Below are 23,946 nucleotides of genomic sequence, written 5' to 3'. Positions count from 1 at the left end.
ATACTTTACTGACTTTTCGCTACGTTGGGTCAGTGTTCGGCTAAACGAATGCGCACCGCATCAGTGTTTTTAAGCGTGCATGTAGTACTGTGTACTACGATGGCGACGAAAACGATTTCACTCGACGAGGAGGCCTACGAGCGGCTGAAGGCCCGAAAAAAAGAGGGGGAAAGCTTCAGTGAAACCGTCAAGCGCCTTGCAGGAGAACGATCGTGGAACGAGGTGACAGGCATTCTCACCGATGACGAGGCGACAGACCTCGAGGCCGCTATCGAGGAGGGTCGAACGAGATCTAGAGAACGGAGTAACCGCCTCACAGCAGCGTTGGACGAAGCTGTTGACGACGAGACGTCGGAATGATCCAAGATACATCGTTCATTATCGACATATTACGCGGTGACGAAAACGCAAAACGACTTCTCGATATCGTCAAAAAAGAGTCACGACCACAAAAAGTGTCCTCCGTAACGGTTTTGGAACTCTACGAGGGCGTTGCTCGGTCTCAAACACCGGATACGAAGCAAGAGCAAATTCTCGAGATACTGGAAACGAAGCACGTCGTGAGTGCCGACCACACTGTGATGCGAAAAGCGGGAAAACTCTCCGGTGAGCTAATCGATGGCGGCGAACGGATTGAGCGAGAAGACTGTATTATCGCTGCGACTGCGATTCTCAACGATGAACCACTTATCACGAGAAACACCAAGCACTTTGGACGAATCGACACCCTCGAAGTACGGTCTTACTAGGCTCTGACCGCGTGAGGAGTTACCTATTCTCGCGCTGCTCGATCTTGTTCAGGTCTTAGACTGATGTTACAGATTTCGCCTACTTTACCGGGTTCTGGTTCATCCACTCAGTCGTCGTCAGCGGTATACGCGCCGCCGCGACGTTTGATTCGAGCAACGACCAATCGGTACTCGTCTTGATCGAACGTGACTGCAAGACGGTACTCACCGATACGTACCTTACGGCGTGGACTGTTCTGGAGCGGTTCGCCATAGTCTGGTGGGTCGCGCCACGGAGAATCGACGATTTCGTCGAGTTTGTCGATAATGCGTTGCTGTTCGTTCGGATTGAGCGCATCGAGGTCGTCCTGTGCTTTCGATGCGAGTTCCCACGCCCACCCGTCGTCACTCATTCGTGTCGTCAGTGCCGAAGCGTTCGCGCGCTTCTTCGGCGCTCATCGTCCGTTCTTCACGAACGTCCTCTTCAGCTTTGAGGAGCGCAACGAGTTCATCGCGGTCGAACGTAGGGTTTTCGACGGCATCGCGTAAGGTATACCGAATAAATTCGCTCCGACTGTTGAATCCTCGTCCTTGCCACGTGTCTTCGATCTCGTTGAGAAACGACCGTGTAACTTTGAAGTTCACCGTGACAATCTCGTCGTCGCCGTTGTTTGTGGCCGCTTCGGACATACGCTTGTATTACGTGCGTGTTACTGTAGGTGTTTCGGCGTCAGAACGCTGAAGCTAGTGACGAGGAGGAACAGTAGTAGATCCGTGAAATTAGTGCCGGTTGTTACCTGTTCTCGCGCTGCTCAACCTTGTTCAGATAGACAAAATCCATAGTACGCTTCGTTGAAATCGCTGCCGTGGGTAATAGTGGGCAAAGCTTATCCAGCAGTAGAATCTAGTTGAGAGCATGACGAAAGTGGATGCGCGAGACCTCCAAACCAACGAGACCGACGACCGAGGTCGAATCTATCTCGGGACGGAATACGCGAACAAGCGCGTAACTGTCGCCGTCGTTGAAGTAGAATCCGACCAGCCAGACGAAAATGAACTGGCTGCCGCGTATCGCGAGGCTTCTGAGAGTGCGGAAGAACTTGTGGACGAGTGGGACGAAGCGTCGGATGAAGCGTGGGGCGGACTGGATAAATGAGCGAAGGCACGGAGATTCGTCGCGGTGATGTCGTTATCGTTCGACTCGATCCTGCGGAAGGACACGAGATGAAGAAAACTCGCCCCGCAGTAGTCGTCCAGAATGACGTCGGGAACGAAAACGCCAGTACAACTATTGTCGCACCTGCGACGGGAACGTATCGAGGCTATCCGTTCGAGGTTCTCGTCGAAGCAGCGGAGTCGCCGTTCGAGAAAGATTCCTCGATCCGCCTCGACCAGATTCGTGTCATTTCTATCGAAAAGCGGATTCACTCGGTGCTTGGAAGCCTCGACGGGGAGACGATGGAGGCGGTGGACGGGGCGTTGAAACTAAGTCTCGGACTGGACTGACGTATCTGCTGTGATCAGTTTAGACGGCTCAGTTACCGCTCACTACGCTCGCGGTGTCTTCGCCGTACCGCAGAGAGACGCGCTGTCGCGCGTCTCGAACACTGCGCCGGCCGATTCAGAAACTGCGAGCGAAGCGAGCAGTTTGCACGTGTAGTGTCCGCTGGTTCTGGTGATCGGTCTACTGCTCAAACCATTCAACACGAACCAACTGAACAGCAACCGGAAGATTTCCAATCGCTTATTGGGCGCTACACGCGCTTAGAAACCCACTTAGTGCTATCTACTATCCCTTTGCTCCACCTTGTTCAGTTCGATGAGCAGTCGGAAAATCGCCTTCACCAGATTGGCGTCGACGTCGAACTGTTCGGCGTTCTCGCCGGCACGGTCCATCACCTGCTGTTCTTGTTCTTCGTCGGTGGTGGGCAGGCCCTGCTCTTCTTTGACCTGTGCGATCGTGTCGGCGACATAGGTTCGCTGTGCGATCAGTTCGACGATCTCGCGATCGATCGATTGGATCTCCTCGCGCAGTTCGTCGAGGCTCATCTCGTCCGGTGTTCGGGTCGTGGTTCCGTCGTCAGCAGTTTCGGGTTCTCGAGTCATGTCGTCTGTGTTCCGTCTGTTCGCGTCTCCAGTAATCGTGTCGTTCCATCGCGTGTTTCCCACTGTTTACGGACCTGCTCGAGAGTCGTTCGCTCGCCGACAGCGACGTAGCTGGGACCAGTCCCGGACAGCGAGACGCCGGCCACGTCGGGCAAGGCGTCGAGCATCGGTCCGGTCGGGAAACCGAGGGCACCACAGAAGGCAAAGCCGTTGACGGTCATCGCCTCGCCGTAGCGCCCATCGAGGGCCAGTTCGGCGACGAGATCGGCCATCGGCGCGAGCCGGGTACACGCTTCGACGTCGGCGTCGGCGCTGAACGACTGCTCGGGTGGTGTATAGACCAATGCGTGCCACTCGACCTCACCGCGGTCGAGTAGTTCGTCAGTCTCGTTGTCGGTTACCGTGACGCCGCCGAGCATGCTCGCGCTGGCGTCGTCGAACGCGCCCGTCACGGTGACGCCGGCGTCGCGGGCCGCCCGAACGCCCAGTCGACAGGCGTCGATCCGCTCGACGGCATCGGAGATCTCGAAAGCGTCGAGCGTCGCGAGCACGGTTGCGTTCGCCGCGGCGCTCGAACTCTTCAGGCCCGACGCCATCGGAACGTCGCTCTCGGTTCGAACGTGTGCGCCGACTGTCGACGCATCGAGCCCCGCATCCGCGGCGTGTTCCTCGATCGTCAGTGCAACACAGCGCTCGATGAGTGTCGTATCAGCATCCGGTCGTCCGGCGATTTCGGCGTCGATATCGCCATCGCTGGTGAGTTCGACCGTCGCTGTCGTCTCGAGGTCGATCGCAAACGCCGACCCGGTTCCAGTCGCAAGCGCGTTGAGAACCGTTCCGGCTGCAGGGGCAACGGCGCGGCCGTCCATGATCACACTCTCTCAGACTGTGTATTTACGGCTGACGGTCTCGTCGAGTTCGGTCGATCAGCCGATTCCAAACACGATCGTCTCGTGTGGCCGGTAGACGGTCCGAATCGTGTGAAATCGTGTCTCATCGGCGGAACACTGTTCCATCCGCCCCGAGGGGCCGATAGCGACGGAACAGACCGTTTTTCCCCGATCCGCTCGAATAGCCGCCAAATGAGCGCGCGAAACAACGTCGCACCTAGTACGATCGGTGTCGACTTGGTCGAGGGCGGTGTCGTCGTCCAGTATCTCGACGGCCGCGAAGTATTCTACCACGGTCCTCCGAAACCGGTCGAGGAGTCGATCAAAACGCCTCCTGGCAAGGAAGTTCACGTCCTCGTCACCGACCCCGACGGCGTCGAAGGTGTCATGACCTACGTCAACGACCGCAACACACACGACGACATCCTCGAGTCGACCGGCGTCGGACGGGTAATGCTCGAGAGCGACGACGAAGAAGAGCTGTTCCCCGGCGTTACCGTCACGACGGAGGCGTACTCGATCCGCGTCGAGGCGGACTTGTCGGTCGTCGACGGACGGGTGTTCGTCTTCGCCGAGGACGAGATGAGCGAACACGCCTACGAACTCGTCGCGGACGCCGACGAAGTCGCCTCCCGTACCGAAAACGACGACACGAGCCGTACCGACTGGGGGTGACGATGCCGCTACAGAAACCGTGGCGCGACCTCGATCGGGAGACGGTCGCCAGCGCGCCGGACCGACCCGGCGTCTACGAACTCGGTGACGCGTCGGGGACGGTCCAGTCGATCGGTCACGGCGTCCTGCGTGACGAACTCAAGACGGCACTCGCCTACGGCGATGCCGACCGTGTCCGCTGGGACGAGGCCCACACGCTCGAGCGAGCGCGTGAACTCGCCGCTGAGCACCGCAAGCGACTCGAGTGACTGGCGGTTGTAACGCAACCCGGTTTCGGGTGCGTCGAAACTGACCGACAGCGGCCCGTCTCACTGGATGTACGACGGGTCGCTGTCGTCACACCGCTTTTCGTGTTCCGCCGCGTCCGACTTCTCGTCGAACAGGAGTCCACACGTCTCACACTCCCACCAGGTCGCGTCGTCACGCTCGGTCTGGACTACCATAGGGTGGTGTTCACTGTGAACACCGAAATGCGTTTGCGTCCGGTGTCGGTAGGTCTCTCCGTCGATGCGAGCAGGACAATTCTCAAGGCGACGCGGGAGAAACGAACGGTCATGAGCCAGTCGGATTCGGACGGCGTCTCGCTGACGGTTCGAGCCGCAGAAAAGCGAGACGCGGGCCGCGGCGTCGCACGGATTCCGGAGCCAGCGCGACGGAAACTCGGCGTTCTGAGCGGCGATACCGTCGTCATCGAAGGCGGCCGGGCGACCGTCGCGAAGATGTGGCCGGCAGACCCATCGGTACCGGAAAACGTTATCCAGGTCGACGGAGACACTCGAGCGAACGCCGGCGTCCACGTCGGCGACACGGTTACCGTCCGAGCGAAGGATACGTCGACGATTCCAGAAGCGGATCGCGTCACGCTGTCCGCGCCGCCGTCGTTTACCGCCACCGGACAGGGTACTCCCGAACGGAAAGCCGCCAAGACGCTCCGGAATCGTCCGGTCCGAGCTGGTGAACAGATCCGCATCGAAGGGCTCGGACAGGGGCCGTTCAAGGTCACCGACACCGACCCCAGCGGCGACGTCCGAATCACGAGTACGACGACGGTCCGGATCGTTGGCGGCGAGACGGAATCGGCGCGAAGCGATGTCTCGAGTTCCAGTCGAAAGAGCGGACGCGACGACGGCGACGCGAACGAATCGGCAGCGTCCGGGACACAGGCGACGGGTGCAAACGCCGACGCGGAACCTGCATCCGGCGTCACCTACGAGGATATCGGCGGCTTAGACGAGGAACTCGAGCTCGTCCGTGAGATGATCGAACTCCCGCTTTCGGAGCCGGAGCTGTTCCAGCGTCTCGGTATCGAGCCGCCTGCTGGCGTCTTGCTTCACGGGCCACCCGGGACTGGGAAGACGCTGATCGCTCGCGCGGTCGCCAACGAGGTCGACGCCAACTTCGAGACGATCTCCGGGCCGGAGATCATGTCGAAGTACAAAGGCGAGTCCGAAGAACGACTCCGAGAGGTCTTCGACAGGGCAGAGGAGAACGCGCCGACGATCGTCTTCTTCGACGAGATCGATTCGATCGCCGGTCAGCGCGACGACGAGGGAGACGCCGAAAACCGGATCGTCGGGCAGTTACTGACGCTGATGGACGGTCTCGACGCCCGCGGCAACGTGATCGTCATCGGCGCCACGAACCGGGTCGACTCGATCGATCCCGCGCTCCGCCGGGGTGGCCGATTCGACCGCGAGATCGGGATCGGCGTCCCTGACGAAGAAGGACGCAAGGAGATCCTCGAGGTCCATACCCGCGGGATGCCGCTTGCCGACGACGTCAGCGTCGAGGTGATCGCCCGTCGAACGCATGGCTTCGTCGGCGCCGACCTCGAATCGGTCGTCAGCGAGGCGGCGATGGCCGCGATTCGAGACCGGCCGACCGACACCGACGAACGCGAGGCGTGGAACCGCGATCCAACCGTCACGAAGGCCCACTTCGACAGCGCGCTCGCCTCAGTCGAGCCGTCAGCGATGCGTGAGTACGTCGCCGAATCGCCGACGACGGACTTCTCGGACGTCGGCGGCCTCGAGGACGCCAAAGGGACTCTTCGCGAATCCGTCGAGTGGCCGCTGACCTACGATCGACTCTTCGAGGAGACCAACACCGATCCACCGTCGGGCGTGCTGTTGTACGGTCCGCCAGGAACAGGGAAAACCCTCCTCGCACGCGCGCTCGCAGGCGAAACCGACGTCAACTTCGTCCGGGTCGACGGCCCCGAGATAATCGACCGCTACGTCGGGGAAAGCGAGAAGGCGATCCGCGAGGTGTTCGAACGCGCCCGGCAGGCCGCCCCCTCGATCGTCTTTTTCGACGAGATCGACGCGATCACTGCCGCCCGCGGCGAAGGTCACGAAGTTACCGAACGCGTCGTCTCGCAACTGTTGACCGAACTCGACGGGATGCGCGAGAATCCCAATCTGGTCGTACTGGCCGCGACTAACCGCAAGGACCAGATCGATCCCGCGTTGTTACGACCAGGGCGCCTGGATACGCACGTGCTCGTCGGGGAGCCCGATCGGAAGGCTCGAGAGAAGATCCTCGAGGTCCACACCCGCGGGAAACCACTCGCCGACGACGTCGACATCGCGGCGTTGGCCGCGGAGTTAGCGGGGTATACGGGCGCAGATCTCGAGGCGCTCGTCCGAACCGCCTCGATGAAGGCGATCCGTGAAGTCGCCGACGCGTACGACCCCGACGAAGCCAACGAACGGGCCGACGAGGTGGTTATCGAGCGGCGCCATCTCGAGGCGGCGCGGACGGACGACGAGTCGACGATCTGAGATCATAGTCGGGAGATCACCAGCCACGGCTCGGTTCAGAAACTCGAGACGACTCGAATCTCGGGGTTGGGCTGTTCGTCGATGTAGTTGCTGTCCGACGGCGGAATGACCTCGAGTTCGATCTCGCCGATGTCCTGATCGGCCCGCAGGCTCTGATCGCCGTCGAAATCGAGAACGGCTTCGTTATCCTCGAGATCGTAACTGCCCGAGAGCGAGCTCGGTTCCTCACCCGTTCTGGCCTCGACGACGCCGTCGAGTTGGGCCGAGGCAGCGGTCGCGATCACCGTCGCGTTCTCGACGTTGTTGCCGTTTTCGTCGATCACCGAGACTTTGACTTCTCCTGCCTCGCCGTCTTCATCCGCCTCGATGAGTTCGTCGTCCTCGATTTCGACGGTAACCTCAGTATCGCCGACGTCACCGATACCGCCGAGCATGTTCAGCATGAGCGCCAGCGCCGCGACGCCGACGACCAGTGCGATCACTAATCGAATCGGCAACCCCTCGATCGCACGGTCGTCTCGGATGAACGAGTTCTGCGAGCGGTGCTTCCTGTCGACGTCACCAGCCGTCGATCGGGTCGAATCCATACCCTGCGTTGGCTTCTGCTTTCGACTTAAACTACAGAACCACAATTTAAGTATGAGAGACAGGGTCGCGCTCGAGTTCGTTCACGCCCGGGCGAGACCGACCGCCACGGTGTGACAAGCGAGGCAGTCGACACGAGCATTGAAACCGGATCGGGCAACGAGAAGCTGCTATGTTTCCTGGCAGTCAGGGCGCAGGACGGCTCGAGAAACGGAAACACGGTGACGAACGTGATGGCCCAGTGTGGTCGCGACGGTCGTAGCCGTGATCCGGTACGTCCTCGCCGTGATCCTCGCGGTCGCGTTGCTCGCAATCGCCGTCCCGGCGATCGATCACGCCGCGACGCTGAACACTGAACGAACGCTCGACAGTGATCTCGCGGCGCTCGACGAGGCGGCGACGTCGCTTGCGGCGACCGACGAACTCTCGCCCGATGGGCATCCGAACCCACAGCGCGTCGTGACGGTGACGCTGCCGACACGTTCGATGACGACGACCGGCGTCGATCACGTCGAAATCGTCCCCCACGAGCGTGGCGACTTCAGCACTGCACGGTACGTCCTCGAGGACGGAACGACGCGGGAGAGAACGATCGACGAGCGGATCGTCTGGGACGATCCGGCGGCTACGGAGCCCGTCGAACTCGGTGGCTCCGGCGAGCGACGGCTCGCCCTCACACTCCGGGCAGATCCGGACGGCGATGCCGTCGTCGTCGCGAGCGAGGCGTGAGTTTATATCGGATCACGCGACCAGCGTCGCTATGACTCGAGAAGGGACCGTCGGAAGCCTTCGAGCGGCTATCGGCGAGTTCGACGTCGCCGGCGTGTTCGACGGTATCGGCCGAAACGACGACGATCCGTCGAACGCGTGTTCGTGTCAGGTCTCCGTCGACGGGAAAACGCTCGTCGTCGACGCGGACGGCTGTGACGGCAATCTGGCGACGGCACCGGACTGTCGACAGCGGGTCGTCGATACGCTCGCGGATCGAGACGCGAACCGAATCGTCGCTCGGGACACGGGCCTCGAGTATCGCTACCGCGGACGCGGCGTCGAACTGCTCGTTGCGGCCGGACGATTCGTCGACCGGATCGACGACCGAAACGAACGGCTCGCGTCGACCGTGCGGCGAGATCCGCTTTCGGTCGTCGACGAGTTGGAGTCACGGGTCACCGGCGCTTCCGACCTCGAGAGCGAGTCGAAGCTCGTCGATATCGTGCAGTCGGTCGACGGCTACGAGTCGGTACTGTCACCGACGGTCGGCCTCACGATCGGACACTACCGGCTCGATCCGACGGTTCCCGACGACGCTCGGCTACGGGACGTGCGAGGCCTCGAGACGGGTAGCGAGGTCCGAATCTACGAGCGCCAGCGTGGTGTTCCCCAGTACGCTCTCGATATCGTCGATCTGTCAGTCTCGAACGAAGAGCGGACGCGGCTTCTGGAAGGATACGAGGCGATCGCCGAAGGCGACGTCGAGGGCGAGCGGGCGGCCGAACGCGCGCTCGAGGACGTATCCGACGAGCCGCCGAACCCGGTACTCAAGGGCGTCCTCACGAAGCATACGAGCGGCTACGGCGTTCTCGAGGACCTGTTCGCCGATCCGCGGCTGTCCGACGTGTACGTGACGGCGCCGGTCTCACAGAACCCGCTTCGCGTCGTCGTCGACGGCGAATCGATGGCGACGAACGTCTACCTGACGCGCGACGGCGCGAAAGCGCTCGCGTCTCGGGTACGGCGGACCAGCGGCCGCGCGTTCTCGCGAGCGAGCCCAACGGTCGACGCGACGGCGACGCTCATGAGCGGCCCCGAGCTGCGAGTCGCCGGCATCACTGAGCCGGTCAGCGAGGGCGAAGCGTTCGCGTTCCGGAAGCGGGCAGACGATCGATTCACGCTTCCCGCACTGGTCGCGAACGGAACCGTTCCAGTCGACGCAGCGGCGTTGCTGTCGATCGCCGTCGAGCGCAACGCCGCCACGTTGATCGCAGGAACCCGTGGCGCGGGGAAGACGACGCTGCTCGGCACGCTGCTGTACGAACTCCCGCCGGAGACGCGGACGGTCGTTCTCGAGGACACACCCGAGCTACCCGTCGATGCACTCCAGTCGGTCGGCCGTGACGTACAGGCGCTTCGGACCGGCGGCGAAGACGATCCGGAGATCACACCGGAAGCGGCGCTACGAACGGCGCTTCGGCTCGGCGACGGCGCGCTCGTGGTCGGCGAGATCAGGGGTGCGGAAGCTTGCGTGCTCTACGAGGCGATGCGAGTCGGCGCCAACGCCAACGCGGTCCTGGGGACGATCCACGGCGACGGGGCCGACGACGTCTACGAACGGGTCGTCTCCGATCTCGGTGTCGCCCCCTCCTCGTTTGGAACCACCGATCTGATCGTCACCGTTCAGTCCTACCGGACAGCAGAAGGCCGCACGCGACGGCTCGCCAGAATCGAGGAGGTCATCGGCGACGGCGACGACCACCGGTTCGAGCCGCTGTACGAACTCGAGGGAGAACGGGCCGCTCCGACCGGCAGGATCGACCGCGGTGAGAGCCGACTCGTCGATCGGCTCGCCGGCCCGGCCGAGACGTACGCCGACGTTCGCCAGGCCCTCGAGAGGCGGGCAAACCGGTTGGACTCCCTCGCAGCCGACGGTCGAACGAGCCCTCGAGACGTCGCGGAGACCTATGCCGAACACCGGCGATCGCCCGAACGCGCGTAAACGGATGGGACGTGAATCCAGCGCGGAGGGCTATTTGGCGACACTCGTACGGTCGCTCGCCGCGCTCTATCCAGCGACCGTCAAGGAGACGCCCACAGACCTCGAGGACGCGCTGTCGTTCGTCGACTCGCCACACGACGCCGAGACGATCGTCCGGGCGGGGTACGGAGCCGGTATCGCCGCTGTGGTCCCGCCACTGGCGCTTGCAGCAGTCGGTGTTCCGCCCCCGGTCGCCCTGTTTTTCCTCCTCGTGACGCCGGCTACCGCGATCTACACAGTCAGATCGCTCCCGCGACTGCAGGCGGCGTTCCGACGAACGGAAGCGCTCGGAGAGACGCCGAACCTCGTCGGCCGTGCCGTCCTCCGGATGCAGATCCAGCCGGCACTCGAGAGCGCCGTTCGGTTCGCGGCCGATACCGGAACGGGACCGCTCTCGGATAGTCTCGCGGCACACGTCGATCGATCGGTGGGAACGCCGCGGACGGGGATGCTCTCGTTTGCCGAGGAGTGGGCTGAGTGGTTCCCGGCACTTCGACGCTCGGCCCATCTGCTCGCAGCAGCCCAGGACGCACCGGCAGGCGAACGCTCCCGGACGCTGGATCGATCGCTCGCAGCGATCCTCGACGGAACGCGGAGCCGGATGGCTGACTTCACTGCGTCGATCCGCGCCCCGACGACGGGGCTGTTCGCGTTCGGCGTCATGCTTCCGCTGGCACTGATCGCGCTCGTGCCGACCGTTCCGATGGTCGGCCTTCGGGTCAACATCTGGATGCTGATCCTCCTGTACAACGTCGTGCTTCCGGCCAGTCTCGTTGCAGTCGGGCTTCGGTTGCTCGTTCGCCGGCCAGTCGCGTTTCCGCCACCCTCGGTAGGTCACACCCATCCCGACGTCCCCGGCAGGCTCTGGCTGCGTGGACTGTGGGGCGTCCTCGCCGGCATCGCTAGCTACACGATAACGGCCACAGTCGGTCCCAGACATCTCGCACCGATCGTCGCCGTCGGTGTCGGTCTCGGCGTCGCGTTGCTCGCCGTCTACCGACCGATTCTCACGGTGAGACACTACGTCCGCGACGTCGAGGAACACCTGACCGACGCCCTCTACATCGTCGGTCGACAGGTCGCAGACGGCGAATCCGTCGAGTCGGCCGTCGAGCTCGCAGCCGACCGCGTCCCGGGCGAGACGGGTACCGTCTTCGAGCATGCGGCCGGCGTCCAACGTCGGCTTCAGGTCGGCGTCGAATCGGCCTTCCTCGGCCCCTACGGCGCGCTCAGAGACGTCCCCAGTCCACGTGCGCGTGGGACGGCAGCGTTGCTTTCGATCGCCTCGAGCGAGGGCAAGCCCGCCGGGCGAGCGATCGTCTCGATGGCCGATCACCTAGAGGAGCTGTCAGACGTCGAAGCCGAGACCAAGCGAAACCTGGCGAAAGTGACGGAGACGCTCGACAGCACGGCGGCCTACTTCGCCCCGCTCGTCGCCGGAGCTACTGTCGGCATGGCGGCGATGATGACCGAGGAAGACGCGTTCACCGAAAGCGAGTTCGACGCAGCCACGTTCTCGGCCGAGTCGCTTGCGCTGGTCGTCGGTGTCTATCTCGTGCTGTTGTGTTTCATTCTCCTGCCACTCTCGATCGCGCTTCGACACGGCGTCGACCGGGCGCTCATCGGCTACCACGTCGGTCGTGCGCTCACATCCTCGATGGTGTTGTATACCGTAACCGTGGCAGTCATCGATCTCTTCCTCTAGTACCGTTCCAACCGTCGACTGATAGGTCGAATCGGACGACACCGCAGGATTCGACCCATCAGTTCAGGCGTGGACCGCCACTAGTCATACTGCTGGACAGCACTATTCAACGATCGGCCGCGAATTCGCGGCCGACTGCTCACTGACTGCTTCCCGGCAGTATCAGCTACACGCTGACATTCAAATACGAAACCGCAGCAACCGGGTGCATGGACGTGGAGGCACCCGTCGACGCGTGGTACGTCTGGCTGGCCGTCAGTCTCGTCAGCCTGGGGGTCGGCGTCGTCGCCATCGGACTACCGGCGGGCCCGCCACCGGACGCACCGCAGGCCGCGAACACGATCGAACGAACGGCAGGCGCCACGACCGACGCCAGCGGCACCTACGAGCACGACGCAACCCGGGTCAAGATCGACGGGACGACAGTCGCACTCCGAAACGAGCACGGGACGACGCGGGCGAGTATCGCCTACGGCCGCGTCGTTCCCGTGATGGGCCATGACTCCCTCGAGCGGATCGCTCACGGAGCATCCCTCGACGACGAGTACGGCGGTGACGATCCCGACGGCGCGTTCCTCGCCGACCTCGTCGATGCACACGAGGAGACGAGTGGCCACTGGCACACTGCAGACGGGGAACTGGCCGTCCGGACGCTCAGCCTCGAGACAGAATCCGGACCATCGGTCGCCGTCGAGGGCTCGACGAGAAAAGACGAGGCCCTCTCCCATCGGACAGCGTCCGAAGTGACAGTTCGATACACGGCCGCGTCGGCGACCGACCTCGAGATCGAGCTGACCGGGAGTCGGTTCTCGGGCGGCGAGACAGCACGCGAAAGGAAAACGCTTCCGACGGACGGGTCGCGGCGAACGGAGGAGGTGGCGATCGTGGACGACGAGCCAGACATCGCGACCGCACTCGACTACCCGATAACGGTCGACGTCACCACCGACGGAACGCTCGAGTGCAGTGAGGAACTGATCGGTGGTGGGGAGTTTCGGACGATCTGTGACGGCGGCGCCGTCGTCGGCGACACGGCCGACGCGGCCGCACGGATCGCAGATCACGCCGGCGGCGGCGAGTACCGCGTGACGGTCGTAACGGCGTGACACGCCGGATTGTGACACGCCAAGTCGAGACGCGACCCGAACGAAATCGGTTTACTCCCATCACCGTTAGCACCTCCAGTGACCGACGAACGTTCTTCGGACGCGACGGGTGACGAGCAGCGCCAGGCCGGCGATCCGGCGGCCGATACCGTCACCGACGACGTCAAAACGGACGAGCAGGACACCGACCAGTTCACGCTCGCGGAGTTCCACGACGCGTCCCAGACGGCAGGCCGGCCCGTGCTTACGGCTGCGGCGCTGGCACGTGGACTCGAGATCTCTCAGGATCGAGCCCGTGAAGCCCTCGAACGCCTCGAATCTCGGGGTGACGTCGAACGCCTCTCCGTCGAGCCGGACCCGGTCGTCTGGTATCCGAGCGAACTCGAGGATCTCACCGATCGAGAGCGCGTGATCGTCTTTCCGAAACGTCGGGAAATCGTCGTCGATCAGCCGGATCAGTTCACTCGCGCACAGCTCTCGCAGTTCGCCCACCTCGCGGACACGAACGGCGAGCAAGGGTATCGGTACGTCGTCAGGCCGGAGGACATCTGGCAGGCACCCCACGACTCGTTCGAGACCCTCGCCCGGACGATGCGTCAGGCACTCGGGCAACGGTCGGACGCGCTCGAGGAGTGGGTCGAGAGCCAGTGGGACCGGGCCCACCAGTTCCGGCTGACGACCCACGAGGACGGTTACACGGTCCTCGAGGCCAAAAGTCCGGAAATGATGGGCAACGTCGCCCGCCAGAAACTCGACGAGGAACACGTCCACGCACCGATCTCCGACACCGAAGACTGGGTCCGAGAGGGGTCAGAAGCCGCGATCAAACGGATTCTCTACGAGGCAGGCTATCCAGTACAGGACCACCGGGAACTCGAGTCCGGCGAGGAGTTGCCGATCGATCTCGAGGTCAGCCTGCGTGAGTACCAGCGCACCTGGGTCGATCGCTTCGCGGAAGCCGGCGAGGGCGTCTTCGTCGGCCCGCCGGGAAGCGGGAAGACAGTCGCCGCGATGGGCGCGATGGCCCACGTCGGTGGTGAGACGCTCGTCCTCGTTCCGAGTCGGGACCTGGCCCGGCAGTGGGCCGATACGATCCTCGAGTACACCTCCCTCGGACCCCATCAGATCGGCCAGTACCACGGCGGCCAGAAGAACGTCTGCCCGGTGACGATCGCGACCTACCAGATCGCGGGGATGGATCGCCACCGCTCGCTGTTCGACGACCGCGAGTGGGGGCTGGTGATCTTCGACGAGTGTCAACACGTCCCCTCGGACGTCTACCGGCGGAGTACGCATCTCCAGTCACGCCATCGACTCGGACTCTCGGCCAGTCCCATCCGGGAAGACGACCGCCAGAAGGAGATCTTCACCCTCGTCGGGCCGCCGATCGGCACCGACTGGGAGGCGCTGTTCGAAGCCGGCTTCGTCGCCGAACCGGAACTCGAGATCCGCTACGTTCCGTGGGGCGACGAAGAACAGGGCAACGCCTACGCTTCGGCCGACGGCCAGGAGAAGTACCGGATCGCCGCGAAGAACCGAGGGAAGATCGACGAGGTGCGATACCTGCTGTCGGCCCATCCCGACTCGAAGGCACTGATCTTCGTCGACTACTTAGAGCAGGGTGAGGAGCTGTCGGCTGCGCTGGACGTCCCGTTTCTCAGCGGCGAGACACCCCACCACCAACGCCGGCGGCTGCTCGATGAGTTCCGACGCAACGAGCGCGATCTGTTGATCGTCTCGCGGGTCGGCGACGAGGGAATCGACCTCCCAACGGCCGATCTGGCGATCGTCGCGTCCGGACTCGGTGGGTCGCGCCGACAGGGGACCCAGCGGGCTGGCCGGACGATGCGTCCCGCCGGCGGCGCGTTAGTCTACGTGCTCGCGACCCGTGGCACCCGCGAGGAGGACTTCGCCCGCAAACAGCTCCAGCACCTCGGGCGCAAGGGGATGACGATCCGCGAGCAAGCCGTCGACCGAGACGAGAGCAACGAGGACAGACGGGATGATGAAGACGGCGACGGAGAATCCGAGACGCAGTAGCGACACTGTCGGCGGATAGCTACGGCAGTCCGTATCAGTCGTCGCGAGCCTCCAGAATCGCTTCGATCAGTCCGTCGGTATCGTCGGCTGCGAGTTGGAAGACAGCATCGTAGAACTCCCGGCCGGTCAGATCGCGAACGTCGTGGTCGGTTCGCAACTGCGCGTCTACCAACGCTTGCGCGTCCTCGAGGTCGGCGAGTGTCTCCGGGCGGACGTACACCGTCTTCTTCTCGGTTGCGTCGAAGGGGAACGCGGTCGGATCGTCGGGATCAGTCGACTCGGAATCCGCCTCATCGGGTTCCGAACCGGCGTCCGTTTCGGAGTCGGTCACGGCCGATTCGTACTCGATCTCCGTCGTCGAATCGGCCTCGCTCGAGGGCGCTTCGTCTGATTCGGCGTCGGGTTCGTCGACCGCCTCGCGCAGTCCCGCGAACCGGTTGTCGTCAGGCATCGGCGACACCTCCGCGTTCGACGACCGCGGCCAGTTCGTCGAGTCGATCGAGCATATCGCTCTCCGGATCGTACTCGGCGAGGGGGACACCCTCGCGCCACGCGCGACGGAACGCGATCCGTTCGCGCAGGCCGGGGCCTGGAGAGTCCGGATCGTCGAAATGGTCGGAGCGGGCAAACTGCGGGAGGTACTCGCCGAACTGGGAATCCTCGAGGTCGCCGATGATCCGTTTTTCCTCGTTGTCGCCGGCCAGTGAGTTCGGAACGATCGCGAGGATATCGAGGTCGATCTCCTTGCGGATCGGACCGATCTGCTGGGTGTACATCCGTTCGAAGCCGCTGACGCTGGGTTCGCTCATTCGCAGCGGGACGATGACGTTCTGTGTCGAGATCAGCGACGCGTCCGCGAGTGGGCCGAGGTTCGGTGGCGAGTCGACGACGACGTAGTCGTACGTGTCGCCGAGGACGGGATCGACGATCTCGTTTCGGATCCACAACTCGCCAAAGGTCGCGCTGCGAATACTGTTCTCGACGCTATCCAAGTCCTCGTGGGCCGGGAGGACGTCGAACGCGTCGGTCGATCGGATCACCTCGCCGAGGGTCGTTTCGGAGCCGTCTTCTAAGACGTCGCCGATGTGGACGTCGCTCGAGTAGGCGTCGTGCAAACCGACGCCCTCGGTGGCGTTGCCCTGCTGATCCAGGTCAATCAGCAAGACGTCGTTCTCGCGGTTGGCGAGCCGTTCGGCGAGGTTGATCGCGATGGTCGTCTTACCGACGCCGCCCTTCTGGAGGGCGACGCTGACGGCACGTGGGGTTGCTGTCATTCTGTATACCTCCATCGCCGCGTCCGACCACAGTCGGAGTCGCCCGGCGTGAATCGTTTCGCCGCCGAGGACCGTCCCCACCGCCTACACAGTGTAGAATGTGTAGACCGTCTCGAGCGTGTGACCGTTCGCTACCGGACCGACACACGCTCCACAGTCGCCAAGTACCGTCGACGGAGTCGGTGCGAACGCGGTGAGCGAACGGGGTTCGATCCCGGGAGCGTGCTAACTGTGGAAACAGTGTAGACAGTTCGAACCGGGTAAACTGTTTGAACAGTGTAGACTGTGTGGACAGTGCGATGTGCTCGGACAGCTCTCGACCCATCGACGGTGTGAACGGTGCTCGCGGTGTGGACGGTCGACACAGTGGAGACAGTGGGGACATCGTGCGTGAGTCGACTCGGTCGGACGCGACGAGTGACACGCCTATCATCAAACTAGCGTGACTTAACAGTATCGGGGACAGTCTACACATTCTAAACAGTCTACACTGTTTGAGAGGTGGTGATTAGATGAGATGTGTACACAGTGTCGTAGAAACGACTCCAAACTCGAGTCTCAGTGTCTCAAAGGCGGGTACTCGAGGGTGGCGATCAAAATGAGACAGTTCGAACTGTCTACACAGTGTAAGCAGTGTACTCTTCGCACGATGTGGAAACCGTCTCGACAGCGCACACGGTCTACAGTCGCCACGGTCGCCCGTACCGAGCGCACGGATCGGCACCGACCCCTGGATCGCATTTGACACAGTGTGAACTGTGGAGAATTTTTACACGGTGTGAACATTCTTTGGGTCCGTCGACCAGTCCGTACCGAACCGGATCGGGAGGTCGTCACCGGCGTCGAGACAACGCTGTCTCGAATGTCTACGCATTGTAGACATTCTACACAGTGGAAACAGTGGAAACTGTTCCAGAGGTGTGTCTGTAGACAGGCGGAAACACCACAACTGATACAACATGTCTCGGCACGACCGCGACCCTGCTGTGGATGTGACGGAACTGACAGACAGCGATCCGTACCAACTACTACGATCCGAACGGTCTCTCGAGGCCAATATTCAAGAGTCCGTGTTCGAAGTGTACTGATATATGAACGCGTCGTGTTCCCTCGAGGTGGGACTGCGGTGAGCGAGCAACGAGAGATCCGCGTCGGCGAGACCGACGACGGTTCGGAGCTGTGGCTTCCCGTGGTCGAACTGCTGACTGGTCGGGGCTTCGTCACCGGGAAGTCGGGATCGGGGAAATCGAACACGGCGTCGGTCATCGCCGAAGAACTCCTCGAGGCCGGCTACCCGCTGTTGATCGTCGATACCGACGGCGAGTACTACGGGCTCAAAGAGGAGTACGAGATGCTTCACGCAGGCGCCGACGAGGAGTGTGACATTCAGATCGGTCCGGAACACGCAGAGCAGATGGCGACGCTGGCCCTAGAGGAGAACGTCCCGATCATCTTAGACGTCTCCGGCTATCTCGACGAAGACGAGGCGGACGAACTCCTCCGGGAGGTCGCTCGCCAACTGTTCGTCAAGGAGAAGAAGTTAAAGAAGCCGTTCCTGTTGGTCGTCGAGGAGGTCCACGAGTACATTCCGGAAGGCGGCGGCGTCGGCGAGACGGGGAACCTGCTGATCAAGATCAGCAAGCGCGGGCGCAAACATGGCCTGGGCATTCTGGGAATCAGTCAACGGCCGGCCGACGTCAAGAAAGACTTCATCACACAGGCAAACTGGCTCGTCTGGCACCGGCTCACCTGGGACAACGATACGAAGGTCGTCGGCCGGATCATCGACACCGAGTACGCCGAACTCGTCTCGGACCTCGACGATGGGCAGGCGTTCGTCCAGACCGATTGGACCGACGTCGACGTCCGGAAGGTACAGTTCCGACGCAAGCGCACGTTCGACGCCGGCGCGACGCCCGGACTGGACGACTTCGAGCGGCCCGAACTCAAGTCGGTTTCCGACGCGCTCGTCGGCGAACTCCAGGAGATCTCCGAGCGAACGGACCGCGAGCAGGATCGCATTCGGGAACTCGAGTCAGAACTCGAGAAGAAAGAAAAACGCATCGAGACCCTCGAGGACGAACTCGAGTCAGCACGTGACGTCTCCTCGGCAGCCAAACAGATGGCCGACGCGCTTACACGATCCGAGACGGTCCAGACGCAACTGGGCGGGGGAAGCGACGAAGAGTTGCGCCGGCTCCACGACGAGATCGTCGACCTCGAAGAAGAGACCGACGAACTCCGAGAACGCCTCGAGGAGAAAACGGATCGAATCGAGAGCCTCGAAGCGGATCTCGAGTCACGAACAGAGACGATCGAACGCTTGCGCGCGGAAAACGAGCGCCTCCGAGAGCGGATTCGAGAGCCCAACTCGGACCCATCGCAACCGACCGCGACGGAGTCGGAACCTGATGATATCGTCCGTGCCGGCGGCGACGACGTCGAGTTCGGCTTCACGTCGATCAAAACGGAACTCGAACGGATCAACGAACGCGATACCACCGAACGGACACTCGGCGGCCCCGATACCACGGGAAGGCGTGACCGACGAGACGTCGATACCGCAGTTGCAGAGCGAACTGAGGGGAACGGAATCGACGACCCGCAGTCCGACCGGTCGGCGGCTACGGCCGGGCGATCACCGTCCCCAGACGAGTTCACAGGTGAGTGGATCGACGAGCGACTCGAGCGGGCGAGCGGACAGTCCCGGTGTACGGCGACGACGGCACGGCAGGTGCTCGCCGTGTTAGCACGAGACGGACCCCTCGAGACGACGACCGTCGCCGACGACGTCGGCCGCTCGACGATCGCCGTCCAGAGTCTGCTCTCGGAACTCCGGACCGAAGACGTCCTCGACCGGCCCGCCGAGCGAACGTACGCGCTCAGCGACGACGTTCGCTCGAGGGTTGTACTGCCGGACAGCAGGCAGTGAGCAGTCGGTCGCGACGCCACGCCGTAGGTGGGATCCCCGCGAACGATCTCGAAGCGTCGCTTGCGGCCGGCGGACAGAGGCAGACAACCACTGCTTACGGGGACGGACACGTGATCGGAGTCGGTTGGTGTCCGGATCGCAGCCATAGCTTACAGCGATCCAGTAGTCCAATAACAAAACCGGGGTGGGACAACTACTCCGGCCATGGGAGATTCGACTGACGAAGATGATCTCCGCCTGCTGGTGATCGGGCTCGATGCCGGCTGTCGGCCGATACTCGAGCCACTGTTCGAGGCGGACGAAATCCCGACGTTAGAACGGCTGTTCGAGACCGGGACCAGCGGCCCGCTCGAGTCCCAGATCCCGCCGTGGACAGCAAGCGCCTGGCCCTCGATGTATACGGGAAAGAACCCGGGCAAACACGGCGTCTACGACTTTCTCTCCTTCGACGGTTACGACTGGGACGTCGTCAACTCGACACACGTTCGGGAGCGACCGGTGTGGGAACTGCTCAGTGAACACGGCCTCTCGAGCGTCGTCGTCAACCTGCCGGTCACTCACCCCCCACGGGAGTTCGACGGCGCCCTGATCCCGGGACTGACGGCGCCGGAAGATCCGCCCTGTCATCCCGAGGGGATTCTAGAGGACGTGAAGATGGCCTGTGGCGACTACCACGTCTATCCCCAGAGCACCGACACGCCGAAAGAATCGATCGAGGGATACGAACGGACGATCGAGTGTCGCGGAGCGGCGTTCCGGTATCTCTGTCGACGGATCGATCCCGAGTTTGGCTTTCTCCAGTTCCAGTTGACCGACTCCGTCTTTCACGAACGGCCGGGAGACAAGGAAGCCATCGAAGCGGTCTACAGCGCGGTCGACGAACAGGTCGCCGAGACGATCGAAGAGACCGACCCGGAGAACGTCCTGATCGTCAGCGACCACGGGATGGGAACGGTGACCGGCCACGAGTTCCGGGTCAACGAGTTCCTCCGCGAGCAGGGTCGCCTCGAGGCCAAAAGCGGCGGTGAGGGGATGCCGGACTGGTCGACGTCGTGGCAAAACGACCTGCTCGAGGGTGAAAGCGCCGGGGAACACGAGGAGGGGGTCCTCGAGAAAGCGATGAACGTCGCCGCGAAATTCGGGGTTACCACACAACGCGTGGCAAACACGCTCGATACGGTCGGCCTGAAAGAGCCGATCGGCAAGCGCGTTCCGAACGAGATGATCCGGGCGGCGAGCGAACAGGTCGACTTCCCCGAGTCGGAGGCGTACGTCCGGTCGAAAAGCGAACTCGGGATCCGGATCAACCTGGAGGGGCGGGAACCCAACGGCCAGGTTCCCGAATCCGAGTACGAGAACGTTCGGGACGAACTCATCGAGCAGCTCTCGAACGTTCGAACTCCCGATAGGGAGCCGGTGTTCGACGAGGTCGCTCCCCGCGAGACGTACTTCGACGGCCCACACGTCGAGAAAGCGCCAGACATCGTGACGGTGCCAGCGGCGTTCGACAACGCGATCTCCGCCGACGTCGGCGTCGACCAGTTCGGCGAGCCGATGGAGCCCTGGAACCACAAGCGAACCGGCATCGTCGCAGCCGCGGGCAGCGACTTCGACGAGTCGGTCGCTCTCGGGGGCGCGACGATTTTCGATGTGGCACCGACGATCTGTACGCTGTTCGACGTCCCGATCGACACCGAGATGGACGGCACGACGCTGCCGGTCGTCGACGATGGCACGGAAGCGACGTATCCGGACTACGAGGCCGATCCGATCAGCGCGACCGACGACAGGGCTGTCGAAGACCGACTCTCCGATCTTGGGTATCTCTAACAATGAGCATCGAGGTCACAACGCTAGATCCAGAAGCCGACGCAGACGAGTGGAACCGATACGTCGAACGATCCGACGGCACGAACCCCTTCTATCGAGCCGAGGCGCTCCGTCTCCAGGCCGACGACACCGGAACGACGCTGCATCTGTTGGCCGGCTTCAAGGGACAGGAAGCCGTCGGCATCTTTCCCGTCTTCGAGTACAGCAAGGGGCCACTCACCGGCGCGTTCTCGCCAGCGCCGTTCTCGTGGTCGAGCTATCTCGGCCCGGCGTTGCTCAACGTCGACAAACTCAAACAACGAAAGGCCGATCGGCGGACGAAACGGTTTCTCGAGGGCTGTCTCACCTACATCGACCGAGAGATTTCGCCGCTGTACGCCAGGTTCGTCACTGCCGAGTTCGACGACGTCCGGCCGTTTATCTGGAACGAGTACGACGTCGAACCGGGTTACACCTACGTCGTCGATCTCGACGTCTCCGAAGAGGAACTACTGAAACGGTTCAGCAGCGACGCACGGAGCAACATTCGAAACGCCGACGAGGACAGCTACGTCATCGAAGAGGGCAACGGCGAGGACGTCGAGCGGATCGTCGACCAGGTCGCAAAGCGATACGAGAGCCAGGGCCGATCGTTCCAGCTCAACCCGTCGTTCGCGCGAGCGGTCTACGAACAGCTCCCCGATGGATCGATTCGACCGTACGTCTGTCGCGTCGACGGCGAGTTCGTCGGTGGTATTCTCGTCGTCGAGACCGAGCGGGCTCGCTACCGATGGCAAGGCGGCGTCAAGCCCGACACCGACGTCGACATCCCGATCAACGACTTACTCGACTGGCACGTAATGTGCGATGGACTCCACGACGGACTGGAACGGTACGACCTCGTCGGCGCAGGCGTTCCAAGTATCAACCGCTACAAGGCGAAGTTCAATCCGCGTCTCGAGACCCACTACAAGATCACGTCGGGCACGTTCGGGATCGACCTGATGGTCGATCGCTACCGGAAGCTGCGGTAGCGTCCATCGTCGAAGCGTGTCGGCGAAAACGCGAACGGTCTGACGATAGTAGACCGTATCAGTCGGCGATGCGGTACTTCGACTGACGAGCGTCCTCGAGATAGACTCGACTAGTAACCAGCTCCTCGTCCTCGAGTTTCCCGAGTGCGTACCTGACCGTCCGAGCACAGAGCCGGGACTCGTCAGCGATCTCCTCCTGGGTCATCGACCCTTCGTACTCGAGGACCTTGTAGACGAGTTTCGAGCTCGGTGGCAGTTCCGTCAGCACGGGCTCGCCCGTCGACTCTTCGGTATCGACCTCCGGGTCGGATTCGGTAGCACTCATAGCAGTCGTCGGGCTCCTGGCGGTTCGAGTCGCGCTGTACGGTCGGCAATCGAGTCCGTAATCGATGTCTCCATTTTCATCGGGGCCAACACGCGTGGCACACATATACGATAGCGACAGTTCAAAACGATAGGGAGCGACTAACGTGCCGTTCGAGCACTGAAACAGCTGGAAAACAGTATACTGACTGCTGTCCGGCAGTGTGACGGGAGTCCGCCTGAAACGGAACGGGTCGAACGGCGTCGAGTGCAACGCCTCAGACGGACTGCTGTAACGATAGCGGACTCGAACCGTCGCCGATATCGACACCGTGCAAACACGTCACGAGCAATCGCTTGGCGCCGCGACGAGCGGAGACAACGCTACTGGGGACGTCGTCGACGATTTAGAACGGTACCTTCAGAACGAACGACGCTATCGCTTATCTTCAGGAATGAAATCGGAGGTCTTCATCTCTCGGTACGTTGCACAGTCGGGACAGGCGTGAACGACGTCGCGATTGTCTCCGAAAACACGAGCGAACTGCCGAGTGACCTGGTTACCACAGTTAACACAGCGGGGAGCAGTCGTTTGCTGGCCGGACGTCATGGGAGTCCACTTCGCATCGGATGGTTCCGTCGACATCACCAACTCGTAACCACAGAAGGGTATTTACTATAGACTGCATAATAATGGTCGAGAACGGGTCCGGCGGCGACCAGTCTCGATAACTGCCGTCTAGAAACAGTTCGGCGATCGGCAGTGTTACCGTTCAATACAGCAGAAATTCAATATTTCCTGGCGTTAATGAGCTGTTTTACCGGGTCGACAGCCGGGTTCGACCGGCCGTCTCTGCCGACCGCGTCGCAAGTGGTCGGCGACCGTTTTGGAACGACCGACAGTCGAACAAATACATCGATACTGGTCATTTGTATGACACTTATTACACAGCATATACGATCGGTAGTGATGGGAAAACTGTAACAGCCGGATAATTATCCGGCGGATCGGGGTAGCAGTCGACGATGCAAGCAGTCGTTCTCACTGCCGGTGAAGGCACCCGGATTAGACCGCTCTCTGCGACACGACCGAAACCGATGTTACCGGTCGCCGACCGACCGCTCGCCGCCCATACAGTCGATGCGGCCGTCGACGCCGGCGCCGACGAGGTCGTCCTCGTGATCGGCTACGAGGGCGAGACCGTCCGCGACTACTTCGGCACG

The 23,946-nt window shown here is 62.3% G+C and carries 26 protein-coding genes; 16 read left to right on the top strand and 10 right to left on the bottom strand.

Translation table 11 applies throughout. The annotated features are described in order from the left end of the window. Positions 1-99 precede the first annotated feature (99 nt). Positions 100-360 carry an antitoxin VapB family protein gene (locus RBH26_RS20065; RefSeq protein WP_306760137.1) on the top strand — a complete coding sequence of 87 codons (261 nt, stop codon included), beginning with the start codon at positions 100-102 and terminating at the stop codon, positions 358-360. Next, on the top strand, positions 357-749 hold the full coding sequence (locus RBH26_RS20060) for a type II toxin-antitoxin system VapC family toxin (RefSeq protein ID WP_306760136.1): 393 nt from the start codon (positions 357-359) through the stop codon (positions 747-749). The genes RBH26_RS20065 and RBH26_RS20060 overlap by 4 nt, the downstream gene beginning before the upstream one ends. Positions 750-856: 107 nt before the next feature. On the opposite strand, the gene RBH26_RS20055 is transcribed toward RBH26_RS20060, so the two are convergent. Further along, on the bottom strand, positions 857-1,141 hold the full coding sequence (locus RBH26_RS20055; RefSeq protein ID WP_306760135.1) for a type II toxin-antitoxin system RelE/ParE family toxin: 285 nt from the start codon (positions 1,139-1,141) through the stop codon (positions 857-859). Then, positions 1,134-1,418 carry a ribbon-helix-helix domain-containing protein gene (locus RBH26_RS20050; RefSeq protein WP_306760134.1) on the bottom strand — a complete coding sequence of 95 codons (285 nt, stop codon included), beginning with the start codon at positions 1,416-1,418 and terminating at the stop codon, positions 1,134-1,136. The genes RBH26_RS20055 and RBH26_RS20050 overlap by 8 nt, the downstream gene beginning before the upstream one ends. A 226-nt stretch (positions 1,419-1,644) precedes the next feature. On the opposite strand from RBH26_RS20050, the gene RBH26_RS20045 reads away from it, so the two are divergent. Then, a complete protein-coding gene (locus RBH26_RS20045) occupies positions 1,645-1,884 on the top strand; it encodes a hypothetical protein (RefSeq protein WP_306760133.1) in 240 nt (79 codons plus the stop codon). Next, positions 1,881-2,234 carry a type II toxin-antitoxin system PemK/MazF family toxin gene (locus RBH26_RS20040; RefSeq protein ID WP_306760132.1) on the top strand — a complete coding sequence of 118 codons (354 nt, stop codon included), beginning with the start codon at positions 1,881-1,883 and terminating at the stop codon, positions 2,232-2,234. The genes RBH26_RS20045 and RBH26_RS20040 overlap by 4 nt, the downstream gene beginning before the upstream one ends. Positions 2,235-2,510: 276 nt before the next feature. Here RBH26_RS20040 and RBH26_RS20035 read toward each other — a convergent pair whose 3' ends face one another. Together RBH26_RS20035 and RBH26_RS20030 are read right to left on the bottom strand one after the other, a co-directional pair. Beyond that, complete coding sequence (locus RBH26_RS20035; RefSeq protein WP_306760131.1) at positions 2,511-2,834, bottom strand: chorismate mutase; 324 nt, start codon at positions 2,832-2,834, stop codon at positions 2,511-2,513. Continuing rightward, entirely contained in the window at positions 2,831-3,703 is an 873-nt protein-coding gene (locus RBH26_RS20030) for a shikimate kinase (protein ID WP_306760130.1), read from the bottom strand. Before RBH26_RS20030 ends, RBH26_RS20035 begins: the two co-directional genes overlap by 4 nt. Positions 3,704-3,916: 213 nt before the next feature. On the opposite strand from RBH26_RS20030, the gene RBH26_RS20025 reads away from it, so the two are divergent. Further along, a complete protein-coding gene (locus tag RBH26_RS20025) occupies positions 3,917-4,399 on the top strand; it encodes a DUF5796 family protein (RefSeq protein ID WP_306760129.1) in 483 nt (160 codons plus the stop codon). A gap of 2 nt (positions 4,400-4,401) precedes the next feature. Further along, positions 4,402-4,647 (top strand): hypothetical protein, encoded by a 246-nt coding sequence (locus tag RBH26_RS20020; protein ID WP_306760128.1) that lies wholly within the window; start codon positions 4,402-4,404, stop codon positions 4,645-4,647. A gap of 60 nt (positions 4,648-4,707) precedes the next feature. Here the strand turns inward: RBH26_RS20020 and RBH26_RS20015 are convergent, their stop codons facing one another. Then, complete coding sequence (locus tag RBH26_RS20015) at positions 4,708-4,842, bottom strand: hypothetical protein (protein ID WP_306760127.1); 135 nt, start codon at positions 4,840-4,842, stop codon at positions 4,708-4,710. Positions 4,843-4,953: 111 nt separating this feature from the next. Between RBH26_RS20015 and RBH26_RS20010 the strand changes: the two genes are divergently transcribed. After that, positions 4,954-7,182: an AAA family ATPase gene (locus RBH26_RS20010; RefSeq protein ID WP_306760126.1), complete on the top strand. Its 2,229-nt coding sequence runs from the start codon at positions 4,954-4,956 to the stop codon at positions 7,180-7,182. 35 nt (positions 7,183-7,217) lie between these two features. On the opposite strand, the gene RBH26_RS20005 is transcribed toward RBH26_RS20010, so the two are convergent. Beyond that, positions 7,218-7,769 carry a hypothetical protein gene (locus RBH26_RS20005; protein WP_306760125.1) on the bottom strand — a complete coding sequence of 184 codons (552 nt, stop codon included), beginning with the start codon at positions 7,767-7,769 and terminating at the stop codon, positions 7,218-7,220. Between the two features lie 262 nt (positions 7,770-8,031). Here RBH26_RS20005 and RBH26_RS20000 point away from each other — a divergent pair, with 262 nt between their 5' ends. From RBH26_RS20000 to RBH26_RS19980, 5 genes are all read left to right on the top strand, one after another. Continuing rightward, complete coding sequence (locus RBH26_RS20000) at positions 8,032-8,496, top strand: hypothetical protein (RefSeq protein ID WP_306760138.1); 465 nt, start codon at positions 8,032-8,034, stop codon at positions 8,494-8,496. A 31-nt stretch (positions 8,497-8,527) separates the two neighbouring features. Then, on the top strand, positions 8,528-10,480 hold the full coding sequence (locus RBH26_RS19995) for a type II/IV secretion system ATPase subunit (RefSeq protein ID WP_306760124.1): 1,953 nt from the start codon (positions 8,528-8,530) through the stop codon (positions 10,478-10,480). A 4-nt stretch (positions 10,481-10,484) separates the two neighbouring features. Next, positions 10,485-12,224, top strand: coding sequence for a secretion system protein (locus RBH26_RS19990; RefSeq protein ID WP_306760123.1), 1,740 nt, complete (start codon positions 10,485-10,487; stop codon positions 12,222-12,224). 209 nt (positions 12,225-12,433) lie between these two features. Then, the gene (locus tag RBH26_RS19985; protein ID WP_306760122.1) at positions 12,434-13,330 is read left to right on the top strand and encodes a hypothetical protein; all 897 of its coding nucleotides are present in this window, start codon (positions 12,434-12,436) and stop codon (positions 13,328-13,330) included. 78 nt (positions 13,331-13,408) lie between these two features. Continuing rightward, positions 13,409-15,370 (top strand): DEAD/DEAH box helicase family protein, encoded by a 1,962-nt coding sequence (locus RBH26_RS19980; protein ID WP_306760121.1) that lies wholly within the window; start codon positions 13,409-13,411, stop codon positions 15,368-15,370. A gap of 34 nt (positions 15,371-15,404) precedes the next feature. On the opposite strand, the gene RBH26_RS19975 is transcribed toward RBH26_RS19980, so the two are convergent. Continuing rightward, on the bottom strand, positions 15,405-15,821 hold the full coding sequence (locus RBH26_RS19975; protein ID WP_306760120.1) for a hypothetical protein: 417 nt from the start codon (positions 15,819-15,821) through the stop codon (positions 15,405-15,407). After that, entirely contained in the window at positions 15,814-16,659 is an 846-nt protein-coding gene (locus RBH26_RS19970) for a ParA family protein (protein WP_306760119.1), read from the bottom strand. The genes RBH26_RS19975 and RBH26_RS19970 overlap by 8 nt, the downstream gene beginning before the upstream one ends. 1,111 nt (positions 16,660-17,770) lie before the next feature. Between RBH26_RS19970 and RBH26_RS19965 the strand changes: the two genes are divergently transcribed. From RBH26_RS19965 to RBH26_RS19955, 3 genes are all read left to right on the top strand, one after another. Further along, entirely contained in the window at positions 17,771-19,576 is a 1,806-nt protein-coding gene (locus RBH26_RS19965; protein ID WP_306760118.1) for a DUF87 domain-containing protein, read from the top strand. A 204-nt stretch (positions 19,577-19,780) separates the two neighbouring features. Next, a complete protein-coding gene (locus RBH26_RS19960; protein ID WP_306760117.1) occupies positions 19,781-21,406 on the top strand; it encodes an alkaline phosphatase family protein in 1,626 nt (541 codons plus the stop codon). A 2-nt stretch (positions 21,407-21,408) separates the two neighbouring features. Next, the gene (locus tag RBH26_RS19955) at positions 21,409-22,419 is read left to right on the top strand and encodes a GNAT family N-acetyltransferase (protein WP_306760116.1); all 1,011 of its coding nucleotides are present in this window, start codon (positions 21,409-21,411) and stop codon (positions 22,417-22,419) included. Between the two features lie 58 nt (positions 22,420-22,477). Here the strand turns inward: RBH26_RS19955 and RBH26_RS19950 are convergent, their stop codons facing one another. Beyond that, a complete protein-coding gene (locus RBH26_RS19950; protein ID WP_306760115.1) occupies positions 22,478-22,744 on the bottom strand; it encodes a winged helix-turn-helix transcriptional regulator in 267 nt (88 codons plus the stop codon). Positions 22,745-23,158: 414 nt separating this feature from the next. Further along, a complete protein-coding gene (locus RBH26_RS19945) occupies positions 23,159-23,368 on the bottom strand; it encodes a hypothetical protein (protein ID WP_306760114.1) in 210 nt (69 codons plus the stop codon). Positions 23,369-23,748: 380 nt separating this feature from the next. On the opposite strand from RBH26_RS19945, the gene RBH26_RS19940 reads away from it, so the two are divergent. After that, on the top strand, positions 23,749-23,946 hold a 198-nt coding region (locus RBH26_RS19940), incomplete at its 3' end, for a sugar phosphate nucleotidyltransferase (RefSeq protein WP_306760113.1).

Source organism: Natronolimnohabitans sp. A-GB9, from assembly GCF_030848565.1.
Taxonomy (GTDB): domain Archaea; phylum Halobacteriota; class Halobacteria; order Halobacteriales; family Natrialbaceae; genus Natronolimnohabitans.
Note: the sequence above shows the minus strand (reverse complement) of the source record. Positions and strands in the feature narration are given on the sequence as shown.

Coding starts and splice junctions, on each gene's coding strand:
- RBH26_RS20065 (WP_306760137.1), top strand. CDS start 100: ATGGCGACGAAAACGATTTCACTCGACGAGGAGGCCTACGAGCGGCTG.
- RBH26_RS20060 (WP_306760136.1), top strand. CDS start 357: ATGATCCAAGATACATCGTTCATTATCGACATATTACGCGGTGACGAA.
- RBH26_RS20055 (WP_306760135.1), bottom strand. CDS start 1,141: ATGAGTGACGACGGGTGGGCGTGGGAACTCGCATCGAAAGCACAGGAC.
- RBH26_RS20050 (WP_306760134.1), bottom strand. CDS start 1,418: ATGTCCGAAGCGGCCACAAACAACGGCGACGACGAGATTGTCACGGTG.
- RBH26_RS20045 (WP_306760133.1), top strand. CDS start 1,645: ATGACGAAAGTGGATGCGCGAGACCTCCAAACCAACGAGACCGACGAC.
- RBH26_RS20040 (WP_306760132.1), top strand. CDS start 1,881: ATGAGCGAAGGCACGGAGATTCGTCGCGGTGATGTCGTTATCGTTCGA.
- RBH26_RS20035 (WP_306760131.1), bottom strand. CDS start 2,834: ATGACTCGAGAACCCGAAACTGCTGACGACGGAACCACGACCCGAACA.
- RBH26_RS20030 (WP_306760130.1), bottom strand. CDS start 3,703: ATGGACGGCCGCGCCGTTGCCCCTGCAGCCGGAACGGTTCTCAACGCG.
- RBH26_RS20025 (WP_306760129.1), top strand. CDS start 3,917: ATGAGCGCGCGAAACAACGTCGCACCTAGTACGATCGGTGTCGACTTG.
- RBH26_RS20020 (WP_306760128.1), top strand. CDS start 4,402: ATGCCGCTACAGAAACCGTGGCGCGACCTCGATCGGGAGACGGTCGCC.
- RBH26_RS20015 (WP_306760127.1), bottom strand. CDS start 4,842: ATGGTAGTCCAGACCGAGCGTGACGACGCGACCTGGTGGGAGTGTGAG.
- RBH26_RS20010 (WP_306760126.1), top strand. CDS start 4,954: ATGAGCCAGTCGGATTCGGACGGCGTCTCGCTGACGGTTCGAGCCGCA.
- RBH26_RS20005 (WP_306760125.1), bottom strand. CDS start 7,769: ATGGATTCGACCCGATCGACGGCTGGTGACGTCGACAGGAAGCACCGC.
- RBH26_RS19995 (WP_306760124.1), top strand. CDS start 8,528: ATGACTCGAGAAGGGACCGTCGGAAGCCTTCGAGCGGCTATCGGCGAG.
- RBH26_RS19990 (WP_306760123.1), top strand. CDS start 10,485: ATGGGACGTGAATCCAGCGCGGAGGGCTATTTGGCGACACTCGTACGG.
- RBH26_RS19985 (WP_306760122.1), top strand. CDS start 12,434: ATGGACGTGGAGGCACCCGTCGACGCGTGGTACGTCTGGCTGGCCGTC.
- RBH26_RS19975 (WP_306760120.1), bottom strand. CDS start 15,821: ATGCCTGACGACAACCGGTTCGCGGGACTGCGCGAGGCGGTCGACGAA.
- RBH26_RS19970 (WP_306760119.1), bottom strand. CDS start 16,659: ATGGAGGTATACAGAATGACAGCAACCCCACGTGCCGTCAGCGTCGCC.
- RBH26_RS19960 (WP_306760117.1), top strand. CDS start 19,781: ATGGGAGATTCGACTGACGAAGATGATCTCCGCCTGCTGGTGATCGGG.
- RBH26_RS19955 (WP_306760116.1), top strand. CDS start 21,409: ATGAGCATCGAGGTCACAACGCTAGATCCAGAAGCCGACGCAGACGAG.
- RBH26_RS19950 (WP_306760115.1), bottom strand. CDS start 22,744: ATGAGTGCTACCGAATCCGACCCGGAGGTCGATACCGAAGAGTCGACG.
- RBH26_RS19945 (WP_306760114.1), bottom strand. CDS start 23,368: ATGTCGACGGAACCATCCGATGCGAAGTGGACTCCCATGACGTCCGGC.